This window comes from Veillonella sp. T34266-5 (assembly GCF_002959815.1).
GTDB classification, from domain to species: Bacteria; Bacillota; Negativicutes; order Veillonellales; family Veillonellaceae; genus Veillonella; species Veillonella atypica.
The window spans coordinates 26029-52665 of the sequence record NZ_PPCZ01000021.1 but is presented as its reverse complement, the minus strand read 5'-3'; the positions used below and the strand labels follow the sequence as shown (position 1 = coordinate 52665).

General features: G+C 39.0%; 24 protein-coding genes. All 24 read right to left on the bottom strand.

Annotated features, from left to right (window positions below; all coding sequences use genetic code 11):
• Window positions 1–44: 44 nt before the first annotated feature.
• The 24 genes from VIHSUH07_RS07530 to VIHSUH07_RS07415 all read right to left on the bottom strand — a co-directional run bounded on the left by VIHSUH07_RS07530 (window position 45) and on the right by VIHSUH07_RS07415 (window position 26609).
• Window positions 45–1136 (bottom strand): LptF/LptG family permease, encoded by a 1092-nt coding sequence (locus VIHSUH07_RS07530; protein ID WP_105084484.1) that lies wholly within the window; start codon window positions 1134–1136, stop codon window positions 45–47.
• Window positions 1137–1144: 8 nt separating this feature from the next.
• The gene (gene lptB, locus VIHSUH07_RS07525) at window positions 1145–1864 is read right to left on the bottom strand and encodes an LPS export ABC transporter ATP-binding protein (RefSeq protein WP_005376602.1); all 720 of its coding nucleotides are present in this window, start codon (window positions 1862–1864) and stop codon (window positions 1145–1147) included.
• A gap of 13 nt (window positions 1865–1877) precedes the next feature.
• Entirely contained in the window at window positions 1878–2597 is a 720-nt protein-coding gene (locus VIHSUH07_RS07520) for an LptA/OstA family protein (protein WP_105084483.1), read from the bottom strand.
• Between the two features lie 15 nt (window positions 2598–2612).
• Window positions 2613–3149, bottom strand: a complete 537-nt coding sequence (gene lptC, locus VIHSUH07_RS07515; RefSeq protein ID WP_105084482.1) for an LPS export ABC transporter periplasmic protein LptC — start codon at window positions 3147–3149, stop codon at window positions 2613–2615.
• Entirely contained in the window at window positions 3136–4068 is a 933-nt protein-coding gene (locus tag VIHSUH07_RS07510) for a lysophospholipid acyltransferase family protein (RefSeq protein ID WP_105084481.1), read from the bottom strand. The genes lptC and VIHSUH07_RS07510 overlap by 14 nt, the downstream gene beginning before the upstream one ends.
• Window positions 4069–4082: 14 nt before the next feature.
• Window positions 4083–4604, bottom strand: coding sequence for a KdsC family phosphatase (locus VIHSUH07_RS07505; RefSeq protein WP_105084480.1), 522 nt, complete (start codon window positions 4602–4604; stop codon window positions 4083–4085).
• Window positions 4604–5575, bottom strand: a complete 972-nt coding sequence (locus tag VIHSUH07_RS07500) for a KpsF/GutQ family sugar-phosphate isomerase (RefSeq protein WP_105084479.1) — start codon at window positions 5573–5575, stop codon at window positions 4604–4606. The genes VIHSUH07_RS07505 and VIHSUH07_RS07500 overlap by 1 nt, the downstream gene beginning before the upstream one ends.
• 12 nt (window positions 5576–5587) lie before the next feature.
• Window positions 5588–6406 carry a 3-deoxy-8-phosphooctulonate synthase gene (gene kdsA, locus VIHSUH07_RS07495; RefSeq protein WP_105084478.1) on the bottom strand — a complete coding sequence of 273 codons (819 nt, stop codon included), beginning with the start codon at window positions 6404–6406 and terminating at the stop codon, window positions 5588–5590.
• Complete coding sequence (gene kdsB / locus VIHSUH07_RS07490; RefSeq protein ID WP_105084477.1) at window positions 6407–7138, bottom strand: 3-deoxy-manno-octulosonate cytidylyltransferase; 732 nt, start codon at window positions 7136–7138, stop codon at window positions 6407–6409.
• 44 nt (window positions 7139–7182) lie between these two features.
• On the bottom strand, window positions 7183–8295 hold the full coding sequence (lpxK, locus tag VIHSUH07_RS07485) for a tetraacyldisaccharide 4'-kinase (RefSeq protein WP_105084476.1): 1113 nt from the start codon (window positions 8293–8295) through the stop codon (window positions 7183–7185).
• A gap of 39 nt (window positions 8296–8334) precedes the next feature.
• Complete coding sequence (locus VIHSUH07_RS07480) at window positions 8335–9639, bottom strand: 3-deoxy-D-manno-octulosonic acid transferase (protein ID WP_005376599.1); 1305 nt, start codon at window positions 9637–9639, stop codon at window positions 8335–8337.
• Between the two features lie 2 nt (window positions 9640–9641).
• Window positions 9642–11372: an ABC transporter ATP-binding protein gene (locus tag VIHSUH07_RS07475; protein ID WP_105084475.1), complete on the bottom strand. Its 1731-nt coding sequence runs from the start codon at window positions 11370–11372 to the stop codon at window positions 9642–9644.
• Complete coding sequence (gene lpxB / locus VIHSUH07_RS07470) at window positions 11365–12507, bottom strand: lipid-A-disaccharide synthase (protein WP_105084474.1); 1143 nt, start codon at window positions 12505–12507, stop codon at window positions 11365–11367. Before lpxB ends, VIHSUH07_RS07475 begins: the two co-directional genes overlap by 8 nt.
• On the bottom strand, window positions 12507–13343 hold the full coding sequence (locus tag VIHSUH07_RS07465; RefSeq protein WP_105084473.1) for an LpxI family protein: 837 nt from the start codon (window positions 13341–13343) through the stop codon (window positions 12507–12509). Before VIHSUH07_RS07465 ends, lpxB begins: the two co-directional genes overlap by 1 nt.
• Window positions 13344–13602: 259 nt before the next feature.
• A complete protein-coding gene (lpxA, locus tag VIHSUH07_RS07460) occupies window positions 13603–14415 on the bottom strand; it encodes an acyl-ACP--UDP-N-acetylglucosamine O-acyltransferase (protein ID WP_005376607.1) in 813 nt (270 codons plus the stop codon).
• Window positions 14416–14436: 21 nt separating this feature from the next.
• Complete coding sequence (gene fabZ / locus VIHSUH07_RS07455) at window positions 14437–14862, bottom strand: 3-hydroxyacyl-ACP dehydratase FabZ (RefSeq protein ID WP_005376579.1); 426 nt, start codon at window positions 14860–14862, stop codon at window positions 14437–14439.
• The gene (gene lpxC / locus VIHSUH07_RS07450; RefSeq protein WP_105084472.1) at window positions 14859–15698 is read right to left on the bottom strand and encodes a UDP-3-O-acyl-N-acetylglucosamine deacetylase; all 840 of its coding nucleotides are present in this window, start codon (window positions 15696–15698) and stop codon (window positions 14859–14861) included. Before lpxC ends, fabZ begins: the two co-directional genes overlap by 4 nt.
• A 179-nt stretch (window positions 15699–15877) precedes the next feature.
• Entirely contained in the window at window positions 15878–16780 is a 903-nt protein-coding gene (locus VIHSUH07_RS07445; protein ID WP_105084471.1) for a lysophospholipid acyltransferase family protein, read from the bottom strand.
• 7 nt (window positions 16781–16787) lie between these two features.
• Window positions 16788–17819, bottom strand: coding sequence for a UDP-3-O-(3-hydroxymyristoyl)glucosamine N-acyltransferase (lpxD, locus tag VIHSUH07_RS07440; RefSeq protein ID WP_105084470.1), 1032 nt, complete (start codon window positions 17817–17819; stop codon window positions 16788–16790).
• Between the two features lie 29 nt (window positions 17820–17848).
• Window positions 17849–18379: a hypothetical protein gene (locus VIHSUH07_RS07435; protein WP_105084469.1), complete on the bottom strand. Its 531-nt coding sequence runs from the start codon at window positions 18377–18379 to the stop codon at window positions 17849–17851.
• A 10-nt stretch (window positions 18380–18389) separates the two neighbouring features.
• Entirely contained in the window at window positions 18390–19358 is a 969-nt protein-coding gene (locus VIHSUH07_RS07430; protein ID WP_009661462.1) for a hypothetical protein, read from the bottom strand.
• Between the two features lie 36 nt (window positions 19359–19394).
• Window positions 19395–19877, bottom strand: a complete 483-nt coding sequence (locus VIHSUH07_RS07425) for an OmpH family outer membrane protein (RefSeq protein WP_009661451.1) — start codon at window positions 19875–19877, stop codon at window positions 19395–19397.
• 108 nt (window positions 19878–19985) lie between these two features.
• A complete protein-coding gene (locus VIHSUH07_RS07420; protein ID WP_105084468.1) occupies window positions 19986–22163 on the bottom strand; it encodes a BamA/OMP85 family outer membrane protein in 2178 nt (725 codons plus the stop codon).
• 156 nt (window positions 22164–22319) lie between these two features.
• Window positions 22320–26609, bottom strand: coding sequence for a translocation/assembly module TamB domain-containing protein (locus VIHSUH07_RS07415; RefSeq protein WP_105084467.1), 4290 nt, complete (start codon window positions 26607–26609; stop codon window positions 22320–22322).
• Window positions 26610–26637: the final 28 nt, after the last annotated feature.

The window sequence follows — 26637 nt, the reverse complement described above, 5'->3', positions numbered from 1 at the left end:
GTGTCCCTCCTTTCAAAATAAATTGTAATCCAACATACTATCTATTAGCGTGAAACACGCCAATTCAAATATAATCCGGCAATGATACCTAATGTATCAGGAATCATTGCTGCCATCCACGTTGGTAATGCACCACCCTTACCAAGAGCTCCGGCAAAGGTCATGATACCATAGTAAATAAAGATGATTAAAATACTGATACCAAATCCGATAGACGAACTAGACCTTTGTTTTTGCAATCCCAACGGTGCGCCTACTAAGGCAAATACAAAGCTTGCCAACGGAATGGTAAAACGTTGATACATTTCCATTTCTAACTTATTAGAATTTGTATATGCAGCTTTATATGCTTTAATTTGATGACGCAATTCTTTAATCGTCAATTCTTCTGGTTTACGTTGATCTTGTTGTACTTCATTTGGTGAAGATTTAATTGGCAATACCTGTTCTTTAAACTTCATTGTCCGCTCTACACCTTCACCGGCAGATACGTCATAGATTATACCGCTATGCATGACCCATACTTGGCCATTCCATTCAGCATTTTCCGCATTTTCTACCTGTTGTAGTTCACCTTTATCATTGAATTGTTGCACCGTAATCATGCTTAGTTTTTTACTTCCACTATCATAATGTTTAGCATACATCAAGGTACTAAGATTGTCACCATTCATAGATTTTAGCACAATATGATTTTGCGTTTGTGGCGATGCATTCTTCATAATTTCTTCGCGCACAATGGTTTGATACATATTGTTTGTACGTGGTACGACAAATTCATTAAATGCTACAGCACCAATAGAAATAAGCAACGCTAAAATATATACTGGCATTGCAAGTCGTAAGAAACTAAGGCCACCAGCCCTCATAACTACGATTTCACTAGTACTACTTAGTCTGCTGAAAGCCATCAATGAACCAAGCAATACAGACATAGGGAATGTCAATAAAATGATGCTTGGCATCGCTAAAAAGAAAGCTTTCATAACGAGTAGTAACGGAGCCCCATATTCTGTTATATATTGAGCAATGCGAAATAACGTACCTGTACCAATGAAAATACTGGTAAAAGCAAATACCCCAAATAGGAATGGACCTACAAAGGCTTTTAAAATATATTTATCTAATAAGCGCATGGTCCCTCCTATAATTTAAAATTGTTACCTAAATAATGTTCACGAGCAATTGGGTTATTGGCAATTTCATCAGGTGTACCTTCCAATAGGATTTTACCTGTGCTTAGAATATAGGCCTTATCAACAATACCTAATGTTTCTCGCACATTATGGTCTGTAATAAGAATGCCGATTCCTCTGTTTTTTACTTGTAAAATAATTTGTTGGATATCAGCAACTGCAATTGGATCTACGCCGGCAAATGGTTCATCCAATAAGATAAAGTTCGGTTCTAAAGCCAAACAGCGGGCAATCTCTACACGCCGCCGTTCACCACCGGATAGTTGCATCCCCTTACGATCTCGAACATGACCAATATTAAATTCATCAATAAGAGAGTTTACAATTTGATCGATTTCATCACGATTTTTATTTGTTGTTTCCAACATGGCACGAATATTTTCCTCAACAGTCATAGATCTAAAAATCGATGCCTCTTGGGGTAAATATCCAATGCCTTCCGCGGCCCGCTTATACATCGGTAACATCGTGATATCCTTACCATCAACTGTAATAATACCTGTCGTCGGTTTTTCAATGCCTACAATCATGTAGAACGATGTAGTCTTCCCAGCCCCATTAGGCCCCAATAGCCCAACGACTTGTCCTTTTTCAACATGAAGACTTACACCATCTACTACATTCCGACCATTAAATGTTTTGACTAGGTTCTTAGTTTCTATATACATACATTAATCCTTACTAGTTCGGTGTGATAACTAATGTACTACGTCCGCCTAATGTTTCCGCAGAGTTATCCTTCAAGTACAATTTTAACTCAGGAGCATTCAACACATTACCATTTTGTACTGCATGTGCTGAGCCAGTAAGCAATACAACCCCATCATTTTGATTAGGCGTTTGCGTATATGTAGCACGATCTGCCGAACCAGATACATTTTTATCTGGATTATTAAATGTCACGCCACCTTGTGCAACGGCGCGAATTTCTTTCAACCAACCTTCTACTTGGTTACCGGTCAATGTAGTGCCTTCTGCAATTAATTTAGCATTCCCCACTACCTTACCATATTCAGTATCAGAGTTGTACTCAACAGAGTCACCAAAGATTTGGCGATCATCCCGTTGCAAATGAACATCCCCTTCTGCAGTGAACTGGTTATCATTTACACTATGTACAGATTGTGCGGACATGGACATATTATCACCAATCATAGAAACACCACCTTCTAGGGATGCTTCACGAGTTTTAGTATTGTACCATCCATTCGCACCAGTCATCGTTTTATCTTGTTGTGTAATTACTACATTACCAGATGCCTCTGCACGACCTGTATTACCATCATAGGATAATGTATCCGCACTAATGGTCAACGGACCTTCATTAGCAGCCCAAGCGGTAACAGATAGCATCATCATTGCTGAGATTACAGCTAATCCCATATATTTTTTCTTATTCATCGCAATTCCTCAACTTTACTTTTTCGTCAATTTAGCATGACCAATCGCTTTGATTTGTTTCAACGACATATTACCTTCTAACTTATCACCAGTTAAGGTAATATCTTTTGAATCATAAGTGAAAGCCGTTTTTGATGTAAGCATTTTAGTTTTGTTATCAAAATGTAATGCATCGGTCTTAAAATTAGCCCCTTCCGTATTGGTAGCTGTTACACCACCATCAATATCAAGGGAACTATGATCACCAGACAATACAGCATGAGGTGCTGTAATCGTAGTTGTCACATCATCTTGATAGAAAAGGCCCTTCAAATTAGTGAGTACAATCGATTTTGAACGTGGATCATACTCAATTTTCTCTGCTGATAGGGCCCATACCAACTTACCATCTTTCTCTTCTTGGAGCTCGGCCCCTTGGAAATTCACCAGTTGTCCATTATCAGCCCCTTTAGAAGAAGAATCTCCAGAGTCATGCAAAATAAACGCGATTAGACCAACTAGAGCAATGACGATAGCCACGACAATAGCGATTAATTTTTTATTGTTTTTCATGTGCTCTCTCCCGAATCTCTAGTTTCTTATCATAATCAACGATTTCGCTCATCTTAGTCATCCAACGATGTTGGAACCAAATCCACTCATCCGGATGCTCGCGAATAAAGTCTTCTGTTACGCGTACACACTCTTCTGTCAACGTATACATATCTACATCATCATCGCCACTATTATTGTAATGTAATGGTGGCAAGATATGAACAATATGTCCGCCTTCAGGCTTTCTAGATGCAAAAATTGGTACTACAGGAGAACCGAATTTTTTAGCAAATGTAGCCGGTCCTACAACAGCAGAAGAAGGTTGCCCTAAAAATGGCACCGGTAACCCGTGAATATATCCATCTTGATCGGCCAAGAAGCCCAACAATTTCTTCTTTTTCAATGCTTTTGCAGCAGAAACTATTTCATTACCACCGCTGGCAAACACATCGAGGCCCACCATTTCACGATATTCATTCATAAAGCGTGTAAATTGTGCATTAGGTTGTTTCTTAACAATAGTTGTAGATGGATACCCGTGTGCAGCTAACGCAGCCCCCATCCATTCCCAGTTGCCTACATGCCCCGTAAGAACAATAACGCCCTTATCTTCTTTAATAGCATTCTCCAAATGCTCTACACCACGCATTTCGATATGCTCATTAATAAATTTCTTAGTCAAATTCGGCATATACAGAATTTCCATAACACTGCGGCCTAGGTTTTTGAATAGCTTTTCAATTAAAGCCTCTGCCTGTTCGTCATTCATATTCATGCCAATTTTTATATTTTTAATGCCTCTTAGCTTTTGCTTTTTTGCAATAACTCCATACAGGGGTCCTAAGCTAGCACCTATGAGCAAAATGAGCTTATACGGCAGTCGACATACAAGCCAACTAATCCCCTTAACGACATGGTATTGCCATTCATTATTCATTCTGCTCACCTCCTTTATTGACCATGGTTATGAGCCTCCATAGCATAGTCTTTTACGACTGAATCCCACATGTTTTGAGATTTTAAAATATATTCAACAGCATCTCGCACGGCACCAGATCCACCATTGTGATTTGATACAAATTGAGCTAATTCCTTAACCTCAGCCGCCGCATCTTGAGGAGCCATCGGCAAGCCTACAAGCGATAAAGCCCCTAGGTCATTTAAATCATCACCCATATAAGCTATATGCTCTAACTCAATATTGTGACTAGCACAAAGAGAACGCAAAGCCTCTGTTTTATTAGCATGCCCCATCAATAAAGCATCAAATTTTAACTCCTTAGCACGCCGTTCCACCATAGGCGATATACGAGCTGTTATAATGCCCAAAGAAATTCCTGCTTTATGAGCGGCGGCTAGACCTAATCCGTCTCTTGCGGAGAAGGCTTTTATTTCTTCACCACCCGATGTATAGATTAATTTTCCATCTGTTAATACACCATCAACATCGAGGATAATCCACTTAATATTCATTACACGATGCCTCGACGAAGTAAGTCTGTAATGTGAACAATACCCATTGCATGGCCTTCTTCATCTACTACAGGTAGCACTGTAATAGGGCGAGGTTGATTTTTTTCCATTACATGAAGAGCTTCAGCAGCCAATTTATCCTTTGTGATAGTACGAGGCATATTCGTCATCATATCTTCAACTGGCCACTCTAAGAAATTGCTACCGGAATCAAGACCACGACGCACATCACCATCAGTTACAAGACCGATTAGGTGACCATCTTCATCGATAACGCTAGTGGCACCAAGTCCTTTTTCCGTCATTACAAACAATGCATCTCGAACAGTTGCCCCTTTGTGTACAACTGGATTATCTTCACCGCCATGCATGATATTTTCAACAGTCAACAATAAACGTCTTCCAAGTGAGCCACCTGGATGGAAAACAGCGAAGTTTTCCGGCGTAAAATGATGGCGCTCTAATAAACATACCGCCAAAGCATCGCCCAAGGCCAATGCTACTGTTGTACTTGTAGTTGGTGCCAATCCTAACGGACATGCTTCGCGTTCAACTTGCGCCAATAATACAACATCGGAATTTTTAGCCAATGTAGATTCAGGTTTCCCTACAACGCAAATCAATTTAGCACCTATGCGACGCAATGAAGGCAAAATACTAATGATTTCACCTGTTTCCCCACTATTAGAAAAGGCAAGTACCACATCATCTTCAGTAATCATACCTAGATCGCCATGAACACCTTCCCCTGGGTGCATAAATAATGCTGGTGTACCTGTACTCGCTAATGTAGCAGCAATCTTGCGACCAATATGTCCAGATTTACCCATACCAGTACATACAACACGACCTTTGCATGCAAGAATCATGTTAACAGCATTTACAAAACTTTGATCTAATGTTGTTATTAACTGTTCTATCGCTTGTGCTTCCTCATGAAGCACTTGAGCAGCCTGTTCTAAAATATCCAATACTATCGCCCCTTATCGTTTTACGATTTTATCAATAGCTACTAAGTCTTTTAATAAATCTTCAAATTGATTTAAATACACCATGTTTGGACCATCGGAAAGCGCTTCTTCAGGATTATCATGTACTTCAAAGAATAACCCATCTACACCACTAGCGACAGCGGCACGTGCTAAATTTGGCACGAATTCACGATTTCCACTAGATTTTGTACCAGCCCCACCTGGTAATTGCACGCTATGAGTAGCGTCAAAAATTACTGGATAATCAAAGGAACGCATAATAGGGAATGATCTCATATCTACAACGAGATTATTATAGCCAAAGCTAAAACCACGTTCTGTAAGCATAAGATTTTCATTGCCCGATTCTTTCATTTTATTAAGAACATTCTCCATATCTTTTGGAGCCATGAATTGACCTTTTTTTACATTTACACATTTACCTGTTTTAGCAGCACCGTAAACTAGGTCAGTTTGACGGCATAAGAATGCAGGGATTTGAAGAATATCCAACACTTCTGCAGCAGGTTCAATTTGTTCAATAGAATGGATGTCGCTAACAACTGGTACATTCAATTCTTTTTTGATAGATGCTAAAATTTTTAGACCTTCTTCTAGACCTGGACCACGGAAAGAATTAAAGCTAGACCGATTAGCTTTATCAAAGGAAGCTTTAAATACATAAGGAATGCCGATGCGTTCACAAATTGCTTTAGCCTCTTTACCAATTGCCAATGTGCGGTCGTAATCTTCGATTACGCATGGACCAGCTAATACAAATAGCCCTTTGCCGCCACCAATTGTCATATTACCAACGTTTACTGTTTTCATTTATTTCTCCTCTTGCTCGAATATTGCATTTACACGAGCTAAGTCTTCTGGTGTATCAACACCAACAAATCGTTTATCTGTAGTGATGACACGAATGGAAAATCCATTTTCCAACGCTCTCAATTGTTCTAACGACTCTGTTTGCTCTGCTGCAGTAGGCTTCATTTTTGCATAGTCTAATAAAAATTGACGACGATATGCATAAATACCAATATGCTTTAAAGGAGCATTAACAAAATCATGACGTGGATATGGAATTAAAGAACGAGAAAAATACATCGCATCATTTCGTTTATTAAGTATAACCTTCACCGCAGAAGGGTCATCATACTCATCTTCTAACAAAGGGGTTGCTACTGTAGCCATTTGTAGATGTTCATCATCTTCAAAAAGCTCTCCTAACTGATCGATTAAATGCGCATCAATCATAGGTTCATCACCTTGTACATTGATGATTACATCTAGGTCTTTATATTGTTGTGCTACTTCAGCTAATCGGTCAGTTCCAGTCGGATGATTGGCATCAGTCATAACGACCGTACCACCAAAAGATTTAACTGCATCATATACGCGTTGATCATCAGTAGCCACGACAAATACCTGTGGTTTCTTCGCCTCTGTCACACGTTCATAAACACGTTGAATCATAGGTTTACCCGCGATATCTGCCAATGGTTTTCCTGGCAATCTCGTGGAACCAAATCGAGCTGGAATCACACAACCAATATTCACAATAAAACCTCATTTCTTTTATTTGCGTATCTTATTATTATACACTAAATCTCTAAATTTTCTATGAATTCTTGTTTTCCAGAAAGGAACTCAATGCCTATAGATAGCACTAGAATCGGTATTTTCAAGTCTTCAATTGTATACAACTGACTTAATTTAACAGCATCTTTTTCAGTAATCATAATTGCCTTGGCTTGATGAGCAAAAGCCTGCTTCCAAATTTCAACTACATCATCATCCGAAAAATCATGATGATCACCAAAGCCCATTGTATGGACTACGTCATAACCACAATCTTCTAGTGTCTTTGTAAAGGACTGCGGGTTACCAATACCACTTACAGCCATAATAGGCAAATCATTATCAGTACCAATAGGATGTCCTTCATCACCATTAGCCCATGCCTCAAGTGTATAGACTACACGTGGTTTATGAATGGTCTCATAAACAGGCTTTTGTGGCGCCATCCGAGCTAATCGTTTTCTAAGTGCTGCAACCAATCCTGGATCAACTTGATCTACTTTTGTAAGCACAATAATATCAGCTCGTGCAAGGCCCTCCATAGGCTCACGTAATAATCCTCTTGGCAATACATGTTCATAGCCAAAAGGATTCGATGCATCGATTAATACGATATCCTTATCTCGATGCAACGCTCGATGTTGAAAACCATCATCCATTACAAGATAATCAGCACCTAACTCTTCAATTGCTATACGTGCCGATTCTATACGATTACGACCAATAATCACACTAGATTTTGGTAGCACTTTCGCTAATAGCCAAGCCTCATCTCCACTTTCCTCAGGCTCTACTAAAATAGATCCATGCTTGGAAATAATTGTATTTTGACTATTATCTTTAGCTCTATAACCACGGCTCAATACAGTTGGATGAAAGCCTTTCTGTCCTAAAATATCACAGATAAGTCTAACCATTGGAGTTTTACCAGTTCCACCAGCTGTTATATTACCAACACTAATTACAGGTATCGATACTTTTACAACACCTTTATTTGCATCAAACTTTGCGTTACGCATAGTAACAGCTTTTTTATACCCCTTACTAAGAAGTGATAACCCAGCCCTGGCTACATCGCCTAAGATAGATTGATCTTCGCCGCTTACAATGCTCTTAAAAATATCTTCACCATTCATAGTAGGCACCTCCTTCCGTATCGATTACACCAATATTTCTTAAGGAATAATATGATGTGATTCAAATAGTTGACGTAATTCTTGCGTATTGCGACGCGTTGCACCACGATTTTCACGGATAATATCTAAGCAATTCTGCCCCATTTCTTTCGCTAATTCAGGGTGTTTACAGAGATGTAAAATCATAGTAGTTAAATCTTTTTGATTTTTAACTTGCTCACATGCATGTCTAGAATGTAAGAGATTAAAAATTTCCTTAAAATTAAACATATGCGGGCCCACAATAATAGGTTTTCCATGAGCAGCTGGTTCTAGAATATTGTGCCCCCCTGTTTTAACAAGAGAACCACCTACGAAAATGATATCACCTAAGCTGTACAAACGACCAAGTTCCCCTATCGTATCAAGTACTACTACAGGAATTTCCTTATGCACCGGTTCGGTCATATCACTACGACAAATGGCTTCCAAACCATAACGTTTTGCTAAGGTCTGTACATCATGGCCTCTATAAATCTCACGCGGCGCAATAAGTAATCTTGCATTAGGATACTCTACTAAAACCTGTTTAAAAGATTCAAATACGGCTTCATCTTCACCCTTGTGTGTACTGCCTGCAACGATAATAGGATGATTATGACCAAATCCAAATTCGTCTAACAGGGCTTGCTTTTCTTCTTCGGATACTGTTGCATAGGTTTGATCATACTTCATATTGCCAGTAACAGTGATTTCATCAGGGTTCGCACCAAGCTGTGCAATATATTCTGCATCAAAATTTGATTGCATACAGAATCGTTCGATAGAGCTCAACATTTCCCGCGTGAAAGCACTAATATAGCGATAGCGTTTCATACTGCGATCGGAAATACGACCATTCACCATCATAACTGGAATCTTTTCAGACTCTGCGATACGCAAGAAATTTGGCCAAATTTCTGTTTCTACTAATAAAATAGCAATCGGTTTAATGATATGCAAAATTTTACGTGTTAAGTACGGTAAATCTAAGGGGAAGAAAATTATGCCTTCAGCTTCCGGTATAATTCGATGTGCCATCGCATGACCTGTGGCCGTAACGACAGATACAACGACTACCGCTTCTGGAAACTCTCGTTTAATTTCTTTTACAAGAGGACTCGTTGCAACAATCTCCCCAACTGATGCAGCATGAATCCATATCGCACGACGTCCTTCTATTTTTTTTAATAGTGTAGCAGGCATATATCCTGCACTTTGTTTTATACGCTCATAAAAACCATCTTCAAAAGCAAGACGATATAGGATAACCGGAATTAGGCCAATCCAGTAAAATATGAGCAATACATTATATATCCAGTACATGTTTATCCTTTATTAGAGAACTGAACGGAATAAAGATGGTTATATAAACCATTTTCCAAGGCTAATAGTTCTTGGTGAGTTCCCTTCTCTACCAACTCACCTTGATTTAATACAACAATTTGATGTGCATTTTGTACAGTGCTCAAACGATGGGCAATAACAAAGGCTGTACGACCTTCCATCAAGCGGTCTAACGCTTCTTGTACAAGTTTTTCACTTTCTGTATCAAGAGCAGACGTAGCCTCATCCAAAATTAAAATCTTAGGATTCTTCAAGATAGCACGTGCAATTGCAACGCGTTGACGTTGACCACCTGATAACGAACTACCTCGTTCACCTACAATAGTATCGAGACCATCAGGCATCTTATCCACAAACTCTAATACATTCGCCGCCTTAGCTGCTTCGTAAATTTCTTCATCACTCGCATCTAAGCGACCATATAAAATATTCTCTTTAATGGATGCATTAAATAAAACTGTTTCTTGTGGTACTAACCCAATTTGATTACGTAACGATTTAAAGGTTACGTCTTTAATATCTGTACCATCAATTGTTATAAATCCACTCGTAACATCATAAAAGCGAGGTAATAGATTGGCTAATGTTGTCTTGCCTGCTCCAGACGGTCCTACTAAGGCTACGCTTTCACCAGCCTTAACAGACAAGTTAAAATCACATAATGCCATTTTTTCACCATCGTAGGAGAAACTAACGTGATTAAAATCTACATCGCCTTTAATATCAGGCAATTCTATAGCGTTTTCTTTTTCCACTACATCGGCTTTTGTATCTAAAATATCAAACACACGGTCAGCTGCAGCCAACGCTTTTTGGATATTACCATAGACTTGGCTCAAACGCTTAACAGGATTTGATAGGTTAATAGCATAAATCAAGAACGCAATTAAAGAACCAGCTGTAATTGTTCCTGTAACTACGGAATAACCACCATACCACAGGATAACAGCCACTGCAATCGCTGCAGAGAACTCAACCATAGGACTTAATAAGCTAGTCAATTTAGTGGCTTTAATAACGGCATTAAAGTTATTTTGATTTTCTACTTCAAAGCGTTTAACTTCAAAACCTTCGCGAGCAAAAGATTTTACGACGCGAATAGCGGAAATTACCTCTTGTAAAAGAGCTGTAATATCAGCGATACGGCCTTGTACATCATGGCCAGCTAAACGCAACTTTTTACCAAACACATTTATGATAATCAGCACCATTGGCACCGTAATAAATGTAACCAGTGTTAACTTCCAATCGATGAGCAACATGGAAACTAAAGAACCAATTAAGGTAACGGACTCTGTAATGAGAGATATTAGATTATCCACTACTGCTGATTGAAGAGCAGCCACGTCATTTGTAAGATTACTCATGATGACGCCAGTTTTACGGCGATCAAAATAGGATAAGGACAAGCGTTGTAAATGCTTAAAAATTGCTTCCCGCACATCGATGATAACTCGTTGACCAATATAGGACATATTGTAAGTCTGTCCATATGTGGCAAAGCCACGAATTAAAAATATTAAAATGATGGCCCCAACGATGAGATTTAGCATAAACATATTTTTATCTTGCAGTACTTGGTCTACTACATTTTTGATAAGCCATGGTACTACTAGATATGCTGCAGCTGCTACAATCATGCAAAATACAGCAAATATCATTCGTTTATAATAGGGTCTCACAAAAAACAACAAACGTGAGTAACTATTCATCAATATTCTCCTTACCTAGGTTGTAAATCAATTGAGCCACACGATTAACGGCACCAGGCTCACCTAGTTTATCTCTAACGCTACGCAATTCAGTGCGCATACGTTGATTAACTTGTAAATCATCTAATAGAGGTAAGACGGTATTCACTATAGCATCTACGGAAACATCGTCTTGTAATAATTCGGGAATCACTTCCTTACCAGCCACAATATTAGGCAAACCTACATGTGTAAGATTTACGACCATCTTACCGATCCCGTAGGTAATTGGCGATACCTTATACAATAATACAGTTGGTAATTCCATCATCGCCGTTTCTAATGTAGCAGTTCCCGATGCTGCTAAACATACATCACAAATTTGCATTAAATCATATGTATGGTCCTCTGTAATCGTTACAGGAACATTCCGTTCACTGATGAAAGCTTCTAATTCACTGCGATCAATCGTATGAGCACGCGGTAAAAAGAACTGCACATCTTCATGAGATTGTAATAAACGCTCCCCACTTTCAAGCATTACATCCAAGAGGGATAACACCTCTTGTTTTCGACTTCCCGGCATCAATAGAACACGTTTTGCTTCTGGCCTAGCCCCAAAGTAGTCCATCGCCTCCTCCACAGTCATGGATGGATGCACGATATCTACTAATGGGTGCCCCACAAATTCCACATCACAATCGAACTTGCGATATGCTTCTGCTTCAAACGGAAAAATAGAGGCCACCTTTGTAACAAACTTCTTAATGGTCTTGCCGCGGCTGCTATGCCAAGCCCAAATAGTAGGCGCTATATAGTACAATACAGGAATTCCTAACTCATAAGCCACTTCAGCCAATTTCATGTTGAATCCCGGATAATCGATACATACGAGTACGTCCGGTTTTTCTTTCAACATAACCCGTTTTAAATAGGTGCGTAATTTAAAGAACTTTGGCAATGATTTTATGATTTCTACGATGCCAATAACGCCGAGATTTTTGATATCATATACGATACGAACGCCAGCTTGTTCCATCAAGGTGCCACCCATACCGAACATTTCTATATTGGAATCTATTTGTGAAAGCGCTTTGGCTACGCTAGCGCCATGTGTATCTCCAGACGCTTCGCCAGCAGAAAACATAATTTTCATCATAGTTCCTTTCTAGCATCTACAAATGCTTGATCTACAGCACAAATAATAATATTATGGCGATTAGCCATTTCTAGTACATCTTCTTGTTGTACAAATATCGTCTTTTCAGCCTCTACAGCCAAGACAGTACAACCACTATCTACCATGGACATCAAAGTCTTAATACCTACAGCAGGTACATCAAAGCGTACATCTTGATTTGGTTTTTCAGTCTTAACGACTACGGCTTCACCTCTACCGAGTTCACCACCACGCAATATGCACTTATCAGTCCCTTCAATGGCCTCAATAGCCATTGCTGCTTTATGTTTTACTACTACAGTTTGACCAATATCAAGCTTGCCCATCTGTTTAGCCAATTCAAAGCCGAAGCAAATATCCTGCCATTGTTCTTCTGTCGGTTGTCGTTTTGTCAACACTCCAACCTTAGGCATAAACGGTTTCAAATACACAGTTTGATCTAAAACAGAAAAACCTTCTCGTTCAATTTCATCAACAATAGCGAGCATAATCGTATCATCTTTACGATTTTTCAATCGTTTAAGGACACCTAACGTTTTTAAATCAGGAAAGGATAAGCCTTTATACAAAATTTCCTTTGTCACCTTCCCGAGCATGGTAAGTTCAGAAACGCCCTCTTTTTTCAGGGTTTTAAATATTTTGCCTAACTTAGCCACACTAATATGATAAAAAGCATCTGCTTCTTTCTCTAATATAGGATCTGTATCAGGTACAACACCGATGACTACGACTTGATGCCCCAACATATGAGCAGCACGCATGAACTCAACAGGTAAAACGCCAATACCTGCAATTAAACCTACCTTGGCCACGACTAAACCTCCTATGTGAAGCCGAAAACGGTCCACAATACTATGCTAAATTATGTAGTATGAGTGTAAATTTTAAGACATACTCATATACATTATATTGTACTATAAATCACGCATTTTTACTACATTATCAATGCTTTTCCAGCCATAAAAATGCAGTATTTACCTAGACTTTCACTATTAAACAGAACCTCTAAAAAGAATATAAAATAACAACAAAAAAACTCTACATTATATAAACATAATGTAGAGTTTCTCATTAATCACGACGCGTACGCATAATGCCACGATCAGCATTGCGTAAAAAGCGTAATAAGTTTTCAATTTCAACGGAAGAATCAAGTTGCATTTCCATCTCTTCAATAGCTCTAGACAAGCTAAAGCCTGAACGATAAATGATGCGGAACGCTTGCTTCAAGCTACGGCGTACCTCTTCCGAAATACCTGCACGAGATAGGCCAACAGAGTTCAATCCGATAACACGAGCTGGTTGACCATCGGCAATAACATAAGGCGGAATATCTTGTACCACCTTAGCCATACCGCCAACCATAGCATTACGGCCAATTTTTACAAATTGATGAACACCAGCGAGGCCGCCTATAACCACGCGATCTTCAACGATAGCGTGACCAGCCAAGCCTGCGCAATTACTCATAATAACATTATTCCCCACAATACAATTATGAGCTACATGCGTACATGCTTGCAATAAACAGTTATTGCCAACTCGTGTTTCCTCTCCTTCGCCAGTAGCACGACTGATGGTAACGAATTCACGGATAACCGTTTCATCCCCCACGTAACAATAACTTTTCTCGCCTTTAAATTTTAAATCTTGCGGTTCCAAACCAATGGATGCACCTGGATAGATTTCACAACGTTTACCAATGGTTGTCCAACCACCAATAACTACATTGGCACCAATCTGAGTGCCATCCCCTATTTCTACATTTTCCCCGATGACAGCACCAGGTCCAATGACAACATCTTTGCCCAGTTTAGCATTCGGATGCACTATGGCTGTGTTATGAATGTTGGATTCCGCATTTTCCATGCCTACAACTATCACTACAATCACTCCTTAAGTCTATTATACAAGGGCAAACATGTATTCACCGCTAGCACAAAGTTTATCGCCCACATAAGCGCGACCTTCAACCTTGCCCATACGGCCCTTAATTTTTACAATGTCTACTTCCATGCGTACAACATCACCAGGTTTTACTGGATGACGGAAACGTACTTTATCAATGCCTGTAAACATAGGTGTTAATCCACGATTTTCTTCAGGATATAACAAAGCAATACCGCCAACTTGAGCAATAGCTTCTGTTAATAACACACCTGGCATAACTGGATTTCCAGGGAAATGACCTTGGAAGAACAATTCATTGAATGTAGCATTTTTAATGCCCACAGCACGCTTCATTGGTTCTAATTCAATAATACGATCTACCAATAGCATTGGGTAACGATGTGGTAAAATTTCTAAAATGTCTTCGTGGTTAAGAATCATTGCTGTGTCTCCCTTATTTCTTCTATTATACTATGAGCCAAACGAGAATTGAGTTCATGGCTCGATTTTAACGCAATTACATGTCCCTCAATAGGTCCCAATAAATATAAATCACCAATCACATCAAGGGCTTTGTGACGAACTAATTCGTCTTCAAATCTTGGAACAGATAAACAAGTTGTATCATCGTATACAAGAGCATTATCTGTACTGCCCCCCTTTGCCAATCCCATGGCTTGCAATTGTTCTAATTCTTTTACAAATCCAATGGTTCTAGCTCGGGCAATATGTTCTTTAAAATACTCAGGTGTTACATCAAAATCACATTGTTGCGTACCGAGCAACGGATGTGGATTAATCGATGTAAATGTAACGCGATATCCATCATAAGGTACGATAAGAATAAATCTATCGCCATCGTAAATGGAATGGCTACGTTTCACCTTATACACATGTCGTTCAGCTTGTTGTTCTTCAATTTCCGCCTGAAGGATTAAGTCAACAAATACGGCACTACTTCCATCGCCAACAGGTGGCTCAGGAGAGTCCATTTCAACAAAACAGTTATCAATATTCATAGCACTGAATGCAGCCATTACGTGTTCAACAGTGAAAACCTTTGCTTCACCATGTTCCAAAGTAGTAGCGCGCATAGTGTTCGTCACATTATCAATGTGTGCTCGAACGGAGGGGTTTCCCTCTATATCTGAGCGCACAAACACAATTCCTGTATTTTCAGGTGCTGGCTTAAAAACCATGGTTACAGGTTCCCCGCTATGAAGGCCAATTCCCTTATATGAAATAGCCTGTTTAATTGTTTGTTGGGGCTTACTCATAAGAATGTCCTTTCATAATCTAATTCCATGTCTACTATACACCATACTGTATTATACCCTATTTGCATAGCTGTTACAAGAATATAGGACTATTTATCAACTGACTAGATGTAAAAAATCGGCATTGCAAAGCTTTATTCAAAGACATCTGCAACGCCGATTATACTTTTTATATTTTTTTAATGAAACACATCTGGTGGTGTATCAATCTTGTCACCATAGTAACGACGAGTCCATTTCCAACGATTATGTAGCCAGAACCAATCTTCTGGATAACGACGAATATAATCCTCAACAAATTCATTGAGTTTAATTGTAGTAATCGCTACATCGCGTTTTTTATCATCTGTTTTTTCTACATATAATGGTGGATGCACTTCAATTTCATGCTTTCCTGTGTAAGGGCTATAATGCATGGTCACAAAAATAATAGGTACATCTTGCATACGTCCTAATACAGCAGGACCATCTGCTGTTAACGTTTCATAGCCAAAGAATGGTACCAATACGCCATTCTCTCCAGGGTCCTGATCCATGATCAATCCTAAGAAAGCCCCACCCTTTAGGGCTTTTACCATATCCCGTACACTCGTCTTATACATCACATGTTGATGCATAAGCGCACGATATTCATTGATAAATTTATCTGCATCGCCATTTTGTTTTAATGCTACAGATATTAAAGGATACCCTTCAGAAGCCAGTACACCGCCAAGCAATTCCCAATTGCCACTATGAAGGGCGGCTAGGATTGCCCCCTTACCATCAGCTAAAGCTTCATCCAATATCTCCTTATTCGTAAAGTTGACCATATCCTTATAGTCACCATCTTTAATTTCAGGGTATCGCAATACATCGATTATCATACGACCAAATCGAGTCGTACTCGCCTTAGCAATTCGCTTCGCTTCAACAGGATCATCAGTGATTTTACAAAATAAAATCTGCCCGATTGCCAACCGCTTTCGTTTAGGCGGCACTGCAAGCCAAGCAATTTCACCAAGCAATGTACCTAATGCATACTGCCAACTATGGGGCAACATACAAATAAAGGCACTAAACAACTTCATAAACCTATACATAAACGTATTAGCTCTCCTTAAGCTGCGCTTTTAAAGCATCGATTTCCTTCTGCAATTGTTTTACAGTTTTTACCATCTCTGGTAAGCGATGTTCATAAGCGGACAGTTTTAACCATTCCTTATGAGGACGCATTGGGTAACCAGCCATGACGGCATCTGCTGGCACATTACCAGTAATACCTGTTTTGCCAGCAAATTTTGCATTGTCACCTATAGTAATATGCCCTGTACAACCGGTTTGTCCTGCAAAAATTACATTATTTCCACATTTCGTACTACCTGCAATCCCAACTTGTGCAATGAGGAAGCAGTTTTCACCAATTTCAACATTATGTCCCAAGTGAACTAGGTTGTCAATTTTTGTACCCTTTCGAACTAATGTAGATCCCATAGTTGCATTATCAATAGTTGTGCATGATCCAATTTCTACATCATCCTCTAAAATGACATTGCCGACTTGAGGAATATGCGTATGAACGCCATTTTCAGTAGCAAAACCAAAACCTTCACCACCGATTACTGCTTTGGCGCGTAATACAACACGATTTCCTAAGATACAGTTTTCATGAACAATGGCACCAGCATATATATCGCAATCATTACCAACACGAGTATTATGACCAATATAAACATATGGGCGAATTGTAACATTATCACCAATCACTGCATTATCATTAATTACACAATATGCACCAATAGCAACATTATCGCCTAGCTTAACATTCTCACCTATGATTGCAGTAGGATGGATTTCACGTGGTATTACAACAGGTGGATGGAATAATTGTAATACTTGTGCGAAGGCAGCCTTTGCATTATCTACAATGATTTGTGTCATCGGTGCATTAGGCACTTCTTGCTCTAAGATTACAGCACCAGCTTTACATAAACCAATGTGTTCCACATATTCACCAATAGCAAATGTAATCGATTGAGGTGCCGCTTGTTCAAAGCCACGTGTTTCTGTGATTACTAGCGTTTCATCGCCCACTACCTTACCACCAATAAGTTGAGCAAGCTCCAGTACGGTCTTTTCCACTATTAAGTCCCCCCCAAGTGTTAACTAAACTATTGTGCATTGCCTGATTCAGCAGGTTGCGCTTGTTGAGCGTCACCTTGTTGAGCTTGTTGGGCTTGTTGAGCTTCTTGTTGGTTTGCTTCATTTTCTGCAGCTTTAATATCTTCATCAGATGCTTTGCCCATTTTATTGATAAGGTCATCAGTTACATCAACGCCACCGCCTACAACAGCACCTTTAAGCAATACTACATCTAGCTTTTTCTCTTTAGCTAATTCATTAACTTGTTGATCGATATATTGTTTCAATTCTTGATTTTTTGCAGTTGTGAAAGCATTAAAATCTTGTTTTGCATCAGTTGTAACTTGTGCTTTGGAAGCTTCATCAGCAGCATCGATTTTAGCTTGAAGTTCTTTACCTTTTGCATTAATTTCCTTATTAATCTCAATGGATTTCGCAGTTTGTGTCACAACTTTTTGGGAATCTACATAACCAATAGTATTGCTACCGCAACCACCAATAATTGGCAATGCCATAATCATTGTTGCACCTAAAATTAAAGATTTCATTTTCTTATTCATCGTATACTCCTTACTGAACTCGATATGATGCTTTCACAGCATCAGTTATATCTAGCCCTTTGATATTTCCACCATGATCAATCAAAACAAGGTCTAAATGACGTTCTTGAGCAATAATAGCAACGCGCATTCTCACGTCTTCTAAAATGGCCTCATGAAGTGCATTTACCTCTGCCTCTTTATCCGATAATTTCTTTGCCCAACTATCGTTCCACTCTTGAGGAACTGGCAAATTATTCGTCGATACAATCGCTTTAGCTTGATTTTGCATCATTGTATCGCGTTTCTTTGCTAGTTCAGCTTGTACAGATTCGGCATATTGTTTAAGTTCTTGTTCCCCTGCATCACGAATAGGTTTTAATTCTGCATCTACTTTAGCCCGTATAGTATCCATATCAAAATTGGATGGTTTACGTTTAGCCAGCAAGCTTTGAAGTCGGCTTTCCAATTCAGCTTTTTGTGCCTGAGCAGCTTCTTTCTGCGCATCATCGATATAAACACGGCTATCAAAAGCATATAGTTGTAATTGTAGATTTACAATCTCCAAGTCATATCCCTTGTTAACAACCTTGAGCTCTTTCATGTATTTTTGTACCAGTTCAGCCCGTTTAGCATCTAGCTGTGCATTAAGTTGATTTTGCTTTGTAGCGATACGCGTTTGTAATTCAACATTCAACGCATCTGACAATGTTGTGTCTAAAGACAAGGATTTAAGCTGTTCGTTCTGCAAATCAGACTTAGTATTTAACGCCTCTTGTTCTAAAGCATATTGCGCTTTTAACTGTTCTAATTCGGTCTTTGCATTCTTATAATCTTCATAAGACGGATTAAACTCTAGTACATCATCAATTTGTACTACCCCAATAGATGGCCCTTCTGAAGATTGCCGATTAGTAATAAATCCATAGCCTCCATACATCGCAATCAGTGCAGCTGCTAAAAACAGAAATAATCCTATATACCGTTTATTTAGCTTCATACTGCTCACCCTTATCCGATTACCTTTGTATCGTTATTATTTTGCATCAGATGCAAGTTTTTTTAGTACTTGGTCAGTAATATCTACACCGCCATAAAGAACTGCGTCTTTAGGAAGAACTACAGATAAACCCTTAGCATTGCCAACAGCTTTAGCTGCTTCCATGGTTTGATCTGCCATTTGTTTATTCATTTCTTCCATTTTCTTTTCTACATTAGCTTGTGCTTCTTGCTTAATTTTAGCTTTAGTAGCATCATCTTGAGCAGCATCTACCTTCGTTTGCATATCTGCAGCTACTTGACTACGATAATCAGTAAATTCCTTAGCAGCTTTTACATATACAGGGTTTTCAGGATTATCCAAACGGCTCATATCGATTACACCTACATTACTAGCAGCACTAGTACCAGGTGTAGCCATTTGAGTATAGGCTAACGCACCAATACCGATAATAAAAATTGCGGCAATAACAATGGAGAATATTTTCACATTCTTCTTGTTATTCATCATTCTCATCATAATGAACATTCCTCATTTCTGTTAATCTACGCACTATGAGTGCCATAATAGAGATATTGGTGAAAGCCCCCTCTATAGAAGGTGCTTTCACCATAATATGTCTCAATATTAGAATTGTGTACCGAAGCTGAAGTGGAATTTCTTCTTATCCTTGCCAATACCATAGTCGAGTTTAACAGGACCGATTGGTGTAGTGATTCGAACACCGGCACCAACGCCATAGTTAAAGCTCTTAGTATTTTTATACCAAGGAACATTAGGAGCATCCCAAGCATCACCGATATCTGTAAATAATACGCCACTTACCTTTTTCACGATAGGGAAACGGAATTCCAATGTCGCATTATACATATTTTTACCGCGGAATTGATCATCTTCGTAACCACGTAATGTATCTGCGCCACCTAATGTGAACAATTGGCTATATGGTGCATCACCTTGGATGAAACCACCACGTGCACGGAATGCCAATACATTTTTGGAACCCACTTTTTTGTATGCACGCATTTCAGCTGTGAATTTATAGAAATCAAAATCACCGCCTAAGCCATGACCAGCCCATTGTGCAGTGTAGGAAATACGACGACCACGAGTTGGTTCATAAATGTTATCGCGGGAGTCATATACCTTTTGCCATGAAATGGAATTGATGCGACCAAAGTTTTTACCTACATAATCCATGCCGGCAAAATCATATGAGCCGTTATTCCATCTATTATTAGGACCTGCACCAGTACCCGCATCATAACGGAATCCAGAGCTATCGTCATTATCCCATTTGTATTTATCAGAGCGGGATTCAAGTGTTAAGTAGTCGCGTGTATATTCGCCTGTTTGACGACCAAAGGAGATATTAAAGCCTTTGGATTTTTTGTTGTATTCTGCTACTTCGCTACCATCGCTATCATAGTCAGTGTATTCATCTTCACGGTTGAAGAAGGAGAATCCAAGAGAAGTACCTCTGTGGTCAATCCAAGGTTTCAAGTAAGAAATTTGGTAGTTTTTATATTTCTTCTTACCACCGATTTCCCAGTGAACTTTAAATTTATCACCTGTACCGCGAAGGTTATCTTCACCAAATTCAACGATACCCATCAAGCCATCGGATTTAGAATAACCTGCACCTAATGTGATTGTACCTGTTTTATGTTCCAATACGTCAATTTCGATGATTACATTGTTAGGATCTTTTTCACCTGGTAACATACGTACATTTACATCATCAAAGAAGCCCAAGTTGTATACGCGTTCTACGGAACGACGAACTAAGAACTTGTTGAATGGTTTACCAGTTTTTTGTACGAACTCACGAGTGATAACTTTGTTACGAGTTTTCTTATTACCAGCTGGTACAATATCTTCTACAATGCCTTCCACGATATGGATATGAATCATACCATTGTCATCTACAGCAATACCATCTACATGAGCTAACATATAACCATCACGAGCATATGCTGCATTGATGCCTTGTACCTTTTGGCCTACATATACGGAGTTCATGATTTGGCCTTCAGGAATTGCCATATATTTAGATAATACATCAGATGTATATACTGAGTTGCCTTCAAATACAACACCGTGTACTACAGGGTTAGTTACTACAGCAAAGTCAATTTTTACGCCTTCTGGAACAGATGTAAAGACTGGGTTTACTTCTGAGAAATAACCACTATTGCCCAAATTTTGTACATCTTTAAATACACCATCAACGGAAACAGCATCGCCTACTTTTTCAGATAGCAATGTCATTAATTGCGCTGCTTGATCTGCAGGAATGCCAGAGATAGATAAACCTGTAATTGTTTTACCTACATATGGGTTAACAGAATCAGCACTCACACCGGTAACATATTGTGCTTCAACAGATGTTACAGCTTGAGCTTGACCATTTTCTGCAACCTTATCCAAGTCTGTCCCGGCTGTAGTTTTAGAAACCATTTTAACTTGTTTATCGTCTGTTTTTAAAGCTCCGTTATTAACGGTAACTGTACCATCGGAACCTTGAACGACAGTGCCATCAGTGGATAATGTTGTGTCACCACGAGCAGCTAAAATAGCCGCATCAGTATTATCTTGTGTATTAGCGCCCTTTTCTGTACCCGCATTGTATACAGCTGCTTTAGTTGTTGTATCATCAGTAGTCGCAGTGTCTGCTGTAGCAGTTGCATTCATATCTGGTGTATAGCCTGTTTGTACTTCTGCAGCAAACACACTGCCAGTACCCATAACGGCAGTCAACACAGATGCTGCGAGCATACGTTTATAGGCTTTGCTTGTTAACATAAAATCCTCCTAAAATTATCCCTCTTTAAAGAGTATTAAATCTTTATTATTATATCATATAATACTGGGAATTAGTACTACTATAATTCAATTTTATGAAATTAAAATGACTATAATGAAGGCCCCTATTCAGTTTCTTCATTATAGTCATCATTGTTAGAATTCTCGTGTCCAACGTCCACCAATATAGGTACTACCTTTTGATGTATGCCAAGCATTAAACTTAACACTTCGTCGTAACGAATATTCAATACCGTATTTATTTTGTTTATTATTGATACCTTGCGTATAGGTAACCATCGTTCTCGGCAAGACATATTTGCCGATTTCGATATTATAATTCCCTGATGTATCCCTACTAGTAGGTTCGTTCGGATCTATGGAGCCTGTCGTAATATTAACACGATCTAGGCCCAATGCATTTTGCACCGCATCTTGTACATACCCGAAAGCAAACATTTGTGCACTAGCTACTGCTAATGCATTTGCATCTTCATTGGTAATTGTACTACTATTCGACGGCTCACCGCGACCAAAGGTCAACATGGAAATAATTTGTTGGCGCGACAATGAAGGTTCTGATTTAAGCGTTAAATCCATATGATCCACAGTACCTTTCACACCGAGCTGGATATTATACGTACCTATATTTGTTTCCGCATCAAGCTGAAGCATAGGTAGATACGATCCGGTCGCAAATGTTGCAGTTCCTTTATTAATATCGAAGGTGTGACTTAGATATTTAAAAGTACCACTTACTACATTAAACTGACCACTAGCTGAAGGCTCGAAAACAGAACCGCCAAAATGAACATCCCCTCTAATACGCATATCATATAAGGATCTATCATAAAGTCGTACATTTTTACCAGCATGTACATTAACATCAATCCCCAAATTACGCGTACTTTCACTAGTTTCTAGGGAAAGTGGAATTTTGAACTTCATGTTCTCTAGATTTAAATCGCCCATCAATGTAGGGATTCCCTCTTTTTCAGCTATATAGAGTTCCCCCTTTAATGGACCAGAAATATACTCGTTTGCTAAATCTAACCCATCCAATTGAATAGCTGCACGGTAATTAGTCATCATATGTCCCGACCAGTTAATCTTTGCCGCTAAACCAGCGGACCCTTTACCAGCAGACACGCGAGATTGGAAATCGACTTGTTGACCTGAGAAAATTAAATCCCCATCGATATCCTTAAGCTCATTACCTATGGTCTTTATCTTCATGGTACCATTGCGAACAGATACTGTACCGTACGCTTCTGGCTGATCAATAGTTCCCGTTACATGAACAACACCTTTTAACGCCCCAGTTGCGTCTTTCACCGTAGGAGTGATCAAAGGGATAACAGCCATATCAGCCTCATTAAAGTCAATAGTCATATCCATCGCTTTAGAGTCATTTGCATCTAGATATCCGGTCGTATATAACGCAGCTAGCGGAATCTTACCATATGCACTAAGCTTATAGTCCCCTTTAACCCCTTGAATGCGTTGAACATTGATAACATGATTTTCCATAGTGGCCAATACGAATCCTTGATCAATATCGATACCATTATAAGAACCATTGGCAAGGCTTGCAGACAATTCAACCTTAGGATTTTTTGTAGCTCCTGTCATATTAATAACACCGGTAACAGAACCAGTCGCATTAATATTATCGCCGATAAGTGGTAAAAATGGTTCAACATCCACATCACGAACGGCGATTTGTAGATCTGCATCACCATCCAAATCAACAGTACCACCAGCCGCAATTAGTCCATCATCAACAGGTAGTTTTAATGTGCGAATGTTAAATTTACGATTTTCTAGACTTGCGTCTATCTTTGCATCGCCTACTACCTTAGAGTCAATAGTTACATCCTTAATTGAGCCCACCACATTAAGGCTTGGATTACCATAGGTACCACCTAAATCAACAGTACCACTCAAAGAACCGTCTAATTTATCCACCGGTTTTCCAAGTAACGATAATAGATTGCTTACACGACCATTTGTTACCTGTAACATGCCAAATAATCTCTTATCTCCTACAGTAGACATACCTGCGCGCGCCATATAATGACCACCATTTTCTTCATCGAATTCAAATTTTTCTAAATTGACAACGGTTTTATCTGCATATAATGTACCAGAAATATTGGTGATACCTTCGCCATTGATGGTTAAGAAATTAGATGTTACTGAGCCATTAAAATTAGGATTATATAAAGAGCCTCCAATATGCCCCTTAGCCTGTACATAGCCTTTTACATCATAATCAGTATTGACTAATAACCTACCAATATCTATATCTTTACCTTCTAAATCGATATTTAAGGCATCTTCTGACACGGTACCAGAGCCTTGAATTACGGCACCATACCCTTGAATAGTAAACTTAGGTAATGTAAGAATCTTATTTTCTAATGTATAATCGGCCTTTGCATCACTAATTAATTTACCATTATAGGAACCGTCATATAAATGAACATGGCCCTGAACATATGGATTATCTAAAGTGCCCTGAATTTCGTTTTCAGATTCAAACCAACCAGTAAGTGGAACATCAGAAAACGGTCTAATTAAGTTCTCTATTCGAACAGCTTTTGCACGCGCTCGCATATTAAGTGCATTAGAATTCAAATCAAGTGTACCCTCTATAGTAATGGCGCCATCTCCATCACCTATAGATGTATCGGTTAATTCTAATATATGATTTTGAATCGTAAAGCCTGCATTAATGGAATTAAAATGAGCTCCACCATACACAATCTCAGGACTTGTAACACTACCAGTCACAGATGGATTGTCTAAGTTTCCTGTAACGGAGGCATAGCCTGTAATATTACCAGATATGCTAGTACCAACAAGACTTGAAAAATTAGATGCATCTAATGAATCAGCCGATAAGGATAGATTCAATAAATTATTATCAATCGTCCCATATCCACTAAGTTGGCCATCCCCTATTGCCCCTGTAAGCGCTATATTCGTTAAGTTACCTGCGTTATTAAAGCTAACTTGAGCAGAATCAATGGATATACCACGCACGGATAGGCTCGTTCCCACTATATTACCTTCTAAGGAGGTAATATCACTATGTTTGCCTCTTACAGAAAATTCACCATTCACAGTGCCAGACACTGGTGTAGATAAATTTTGTGTAAACGGAGCTATTTCTGCATTATGAATAGTCCCATCAATGGAAAATTCACCGCTATCAATACCGTATTGGCCTTTGCCTTTTACGCTACCATTACCAATGTACAATGAAGCATCATGAATATCCACGGTACCATTAGAATAACTAAAATTAGCCTCACCACTATCGATATGATAGTTATCATACGAGATGGCATCACTCTTTATAGAACCAGATACATAAGGATTAACACTCGTGCCGCCGATATGAACACGACCACCTACGTTACCAGTAATTTGATTCTTGGTAAAAGCCTCTAAAGCTACAGAATCAGCAACAGCATTTAAGTTTAAACCAACCTCGTCCCCTAATGTTACTAAACCATTTACCTTAACAGCTTGATCGTTTACATACCAACCACTATGACTGATTAAAATGGTATTGTTTTGGAAGAAAATCTTACCATTCCCTTGTCCAATTTGATATGTAGTAGAACCATTTTTATAGGTACCACCTACGCCATCAAAGGCTACATTACCAGACATGGAATACTTGCCATCACGGCCTGTAATCTGTGTTTTTACATCATGCAACATCCCGGATGTTATAGATAGATTTTTATTGGATGGAGCCATACTCATAAAGCCTGATATATCAACGGCTTCAGCTTGGATAAATAAATCAAAATCATCCATTTTGTTCATGTCAATTGAGCCATTAACAGCAATCGAATGGTCATCTAAGAGTCCATTTAATGCGCCTTTTGTCATACCATCAACATTTAAGGCTATATTGCCATCTAGATTGGATAGCCTATGTACATTGCCATCTTTAAATCGAACAGCACCTGTAGCATCATGAACGACGATATTGCCATCAAATGATTTCTTAGCACTTTTGGACGATGGTTCTAATAAAGAATTTACATTCCAAGATCCATCAGCTAATTGCCACACATGAATGTCCGGTTTTTCTAAAGTAATGGTAGAAACGATGGCTGCACCACTTGAATTCCCCATCAAAATCGATGGAACAGATGTATATTTCATCGATACATTCATAGTTGGAACAGCTGCCACCAAATGGTTATTCTCATCGCGCAATGATACATTTTGCAGTACTACATCGCCATCCCAAGTGATGTGCATAGAATCATACTGAATTGTACCCCTTACTGTATTATGTAGTTGTTCCTGTACCATGGGCGCCACATAGCGTTCTGCAATTGGATTGATGGAAGTAGCTATTCCAGCCACACCTAATCCTAACACTGCCGCACCAATAAGGCACCATTTTTTCCGTGTCATAGGAAACCCCACGCCTAAAAAACTACGC

What these genes read in the sequence shown, in the direction of transcription:
- VIHSUH07_RS07505 (WP_105084480.1), bottom strand. Translation starts at nt 4,604, where the DNA reads ATGAATATTAAGTGGATTATCCTCGATGTTGATGGTGTATTAACAGAT.
- VIHSUH07_RS07530 (WP_105084484.1), bottom strand. Translation starts at nt 1,136, where the DNA reads ATGCGCTTATTAGATAAATATATTTTAAAAGCCTTTGTAGGTCCATTC.
- VIHSUH07_RS07425 (WP_009661451.1), bottom strand. Translation starts at nt 19,877, where the DNA reads ATGATGAGAATGATGAATAACAAGAAGAATGTGAAAATATTCTCCATT.
- VIHSUH07_RS07415 (WP_105084467.1), bottom strand. Translation starts at nt 26,609, where the DNA reads ATGACACGGAAAAAATGGTGCCTTATTGGTGCGGCAGTGTTAGGATTA.
- VIHSUH07_RS07420 (WP_105084468.1), bottom strand. Translation starts at nt 22,163, where the DNA reads ATGTTAACAAGCAAAGCCTATAAACGTATGCTCGCAGCATCTGTGTTG.
- lpxB (WP_105084474.1), bottom strand. Translation starts at nt 12,507, where the DNA reads ATGAAAATTATGTTTTCTGCTGGCGAAGCGTCTGGAGATACACATGGC.
- VIHSUH07_RS07520 (WP_105084483.1), bottom strand. Translation starts at nt 2,597, where the DNA reads ATGAATAAGAAAAAATATATGGGATTAGCTGTAATCTCAGCAATGATG.
- VIHSUH07_RS07475 (WP_105084475.1), bottom strand. Translation starts at nt 11,372, where the DNA reads ATGAATAGTTACTCACGTTTGTTGTTTTTTGTGAGACCCTATTATAAA.
- lpxK (WP_105084476.1), bottom strand. Translation starts at nt 8,295, where the DNA reads ATGAATGGTGAAGATATTTTTAAGAGCATTGTAAGCGGCGAAGATCAA.
- VIHSUH07_RS07435 (WP_105084469.1), bottom strand. Translation starts at nt 18,379, where the DNA reads ATGAATAAGAAAATGAAATCTTTAATTTTAGGTGCAACAATGATTATG.
- kdsA (WP_105084478.1), bottom strand. Translation starts at nt 6,406, where the DNA reads ATGAAAACAGTAAACGTTGGTAATATGACAATTGGTGGCGGCAAAGGG.
- VIHSUH07_RS07445 (WP_105084471.1), bottom strand. Translation starts at nt 16,780, where the DNA reads ATGTATAGGTTTATGAAGTTGTTTAGTGCCTTTATTTGTATGTTGCCC.
- VIHSUH07_RS07430 (WP_009661462.1), bottom strand. Translation starts at nt 19,358, where the DNA reads ATGAAGCTAAATAAACGGTATATAGGATTATTTCTGTTTTTAGCAGCT.
- VIHSUH07_RS07510 (WP_105084481.1), bottom strand. Translation starts at nt 4,068, where the DNA reads ATGAATAATGAATGGCAATACCATGTCGTTAAGGGGATTAGTTGGCTT.
- lptC (WP_105084482.1), bottom strand. Translation starts at nt 3,149, where the DNA reads ATGAAAAACAATAAAAAATTAATCGCTATTGTCGTGGCTATCGTCATT.
- fabZ (WP_005376579.1), bottom strand. Translation starts at nt 14,862, where the DNA reads ATGATTCTTAACCACGAAGACATTTTAGAAATTTTACCACATCGTTAC.
- VIHSUH07_RS07480 (WP_005376599.1), bottom strand. Translation starts at nt 9,639, where the DNA reads ATGTACTGGATATATAATGTATTGCTCATATTTTACTGGATTGGCCTA.
- lpxC (WP_105084472.1), bottom strand. Translation starts at nt 15,698, where the DNA reads ATGAGTAAGCCCCAACAAACAATTAAACAGGCTATTTCATATAAGGGA.
- lptB (WP_005376602.1), bottom strand. Translation starts at nt 1,864, where the DNA reads ATGTATATAGAAACTAAGAACCTAGTCAAAACATTTAATGGTCGGAAT.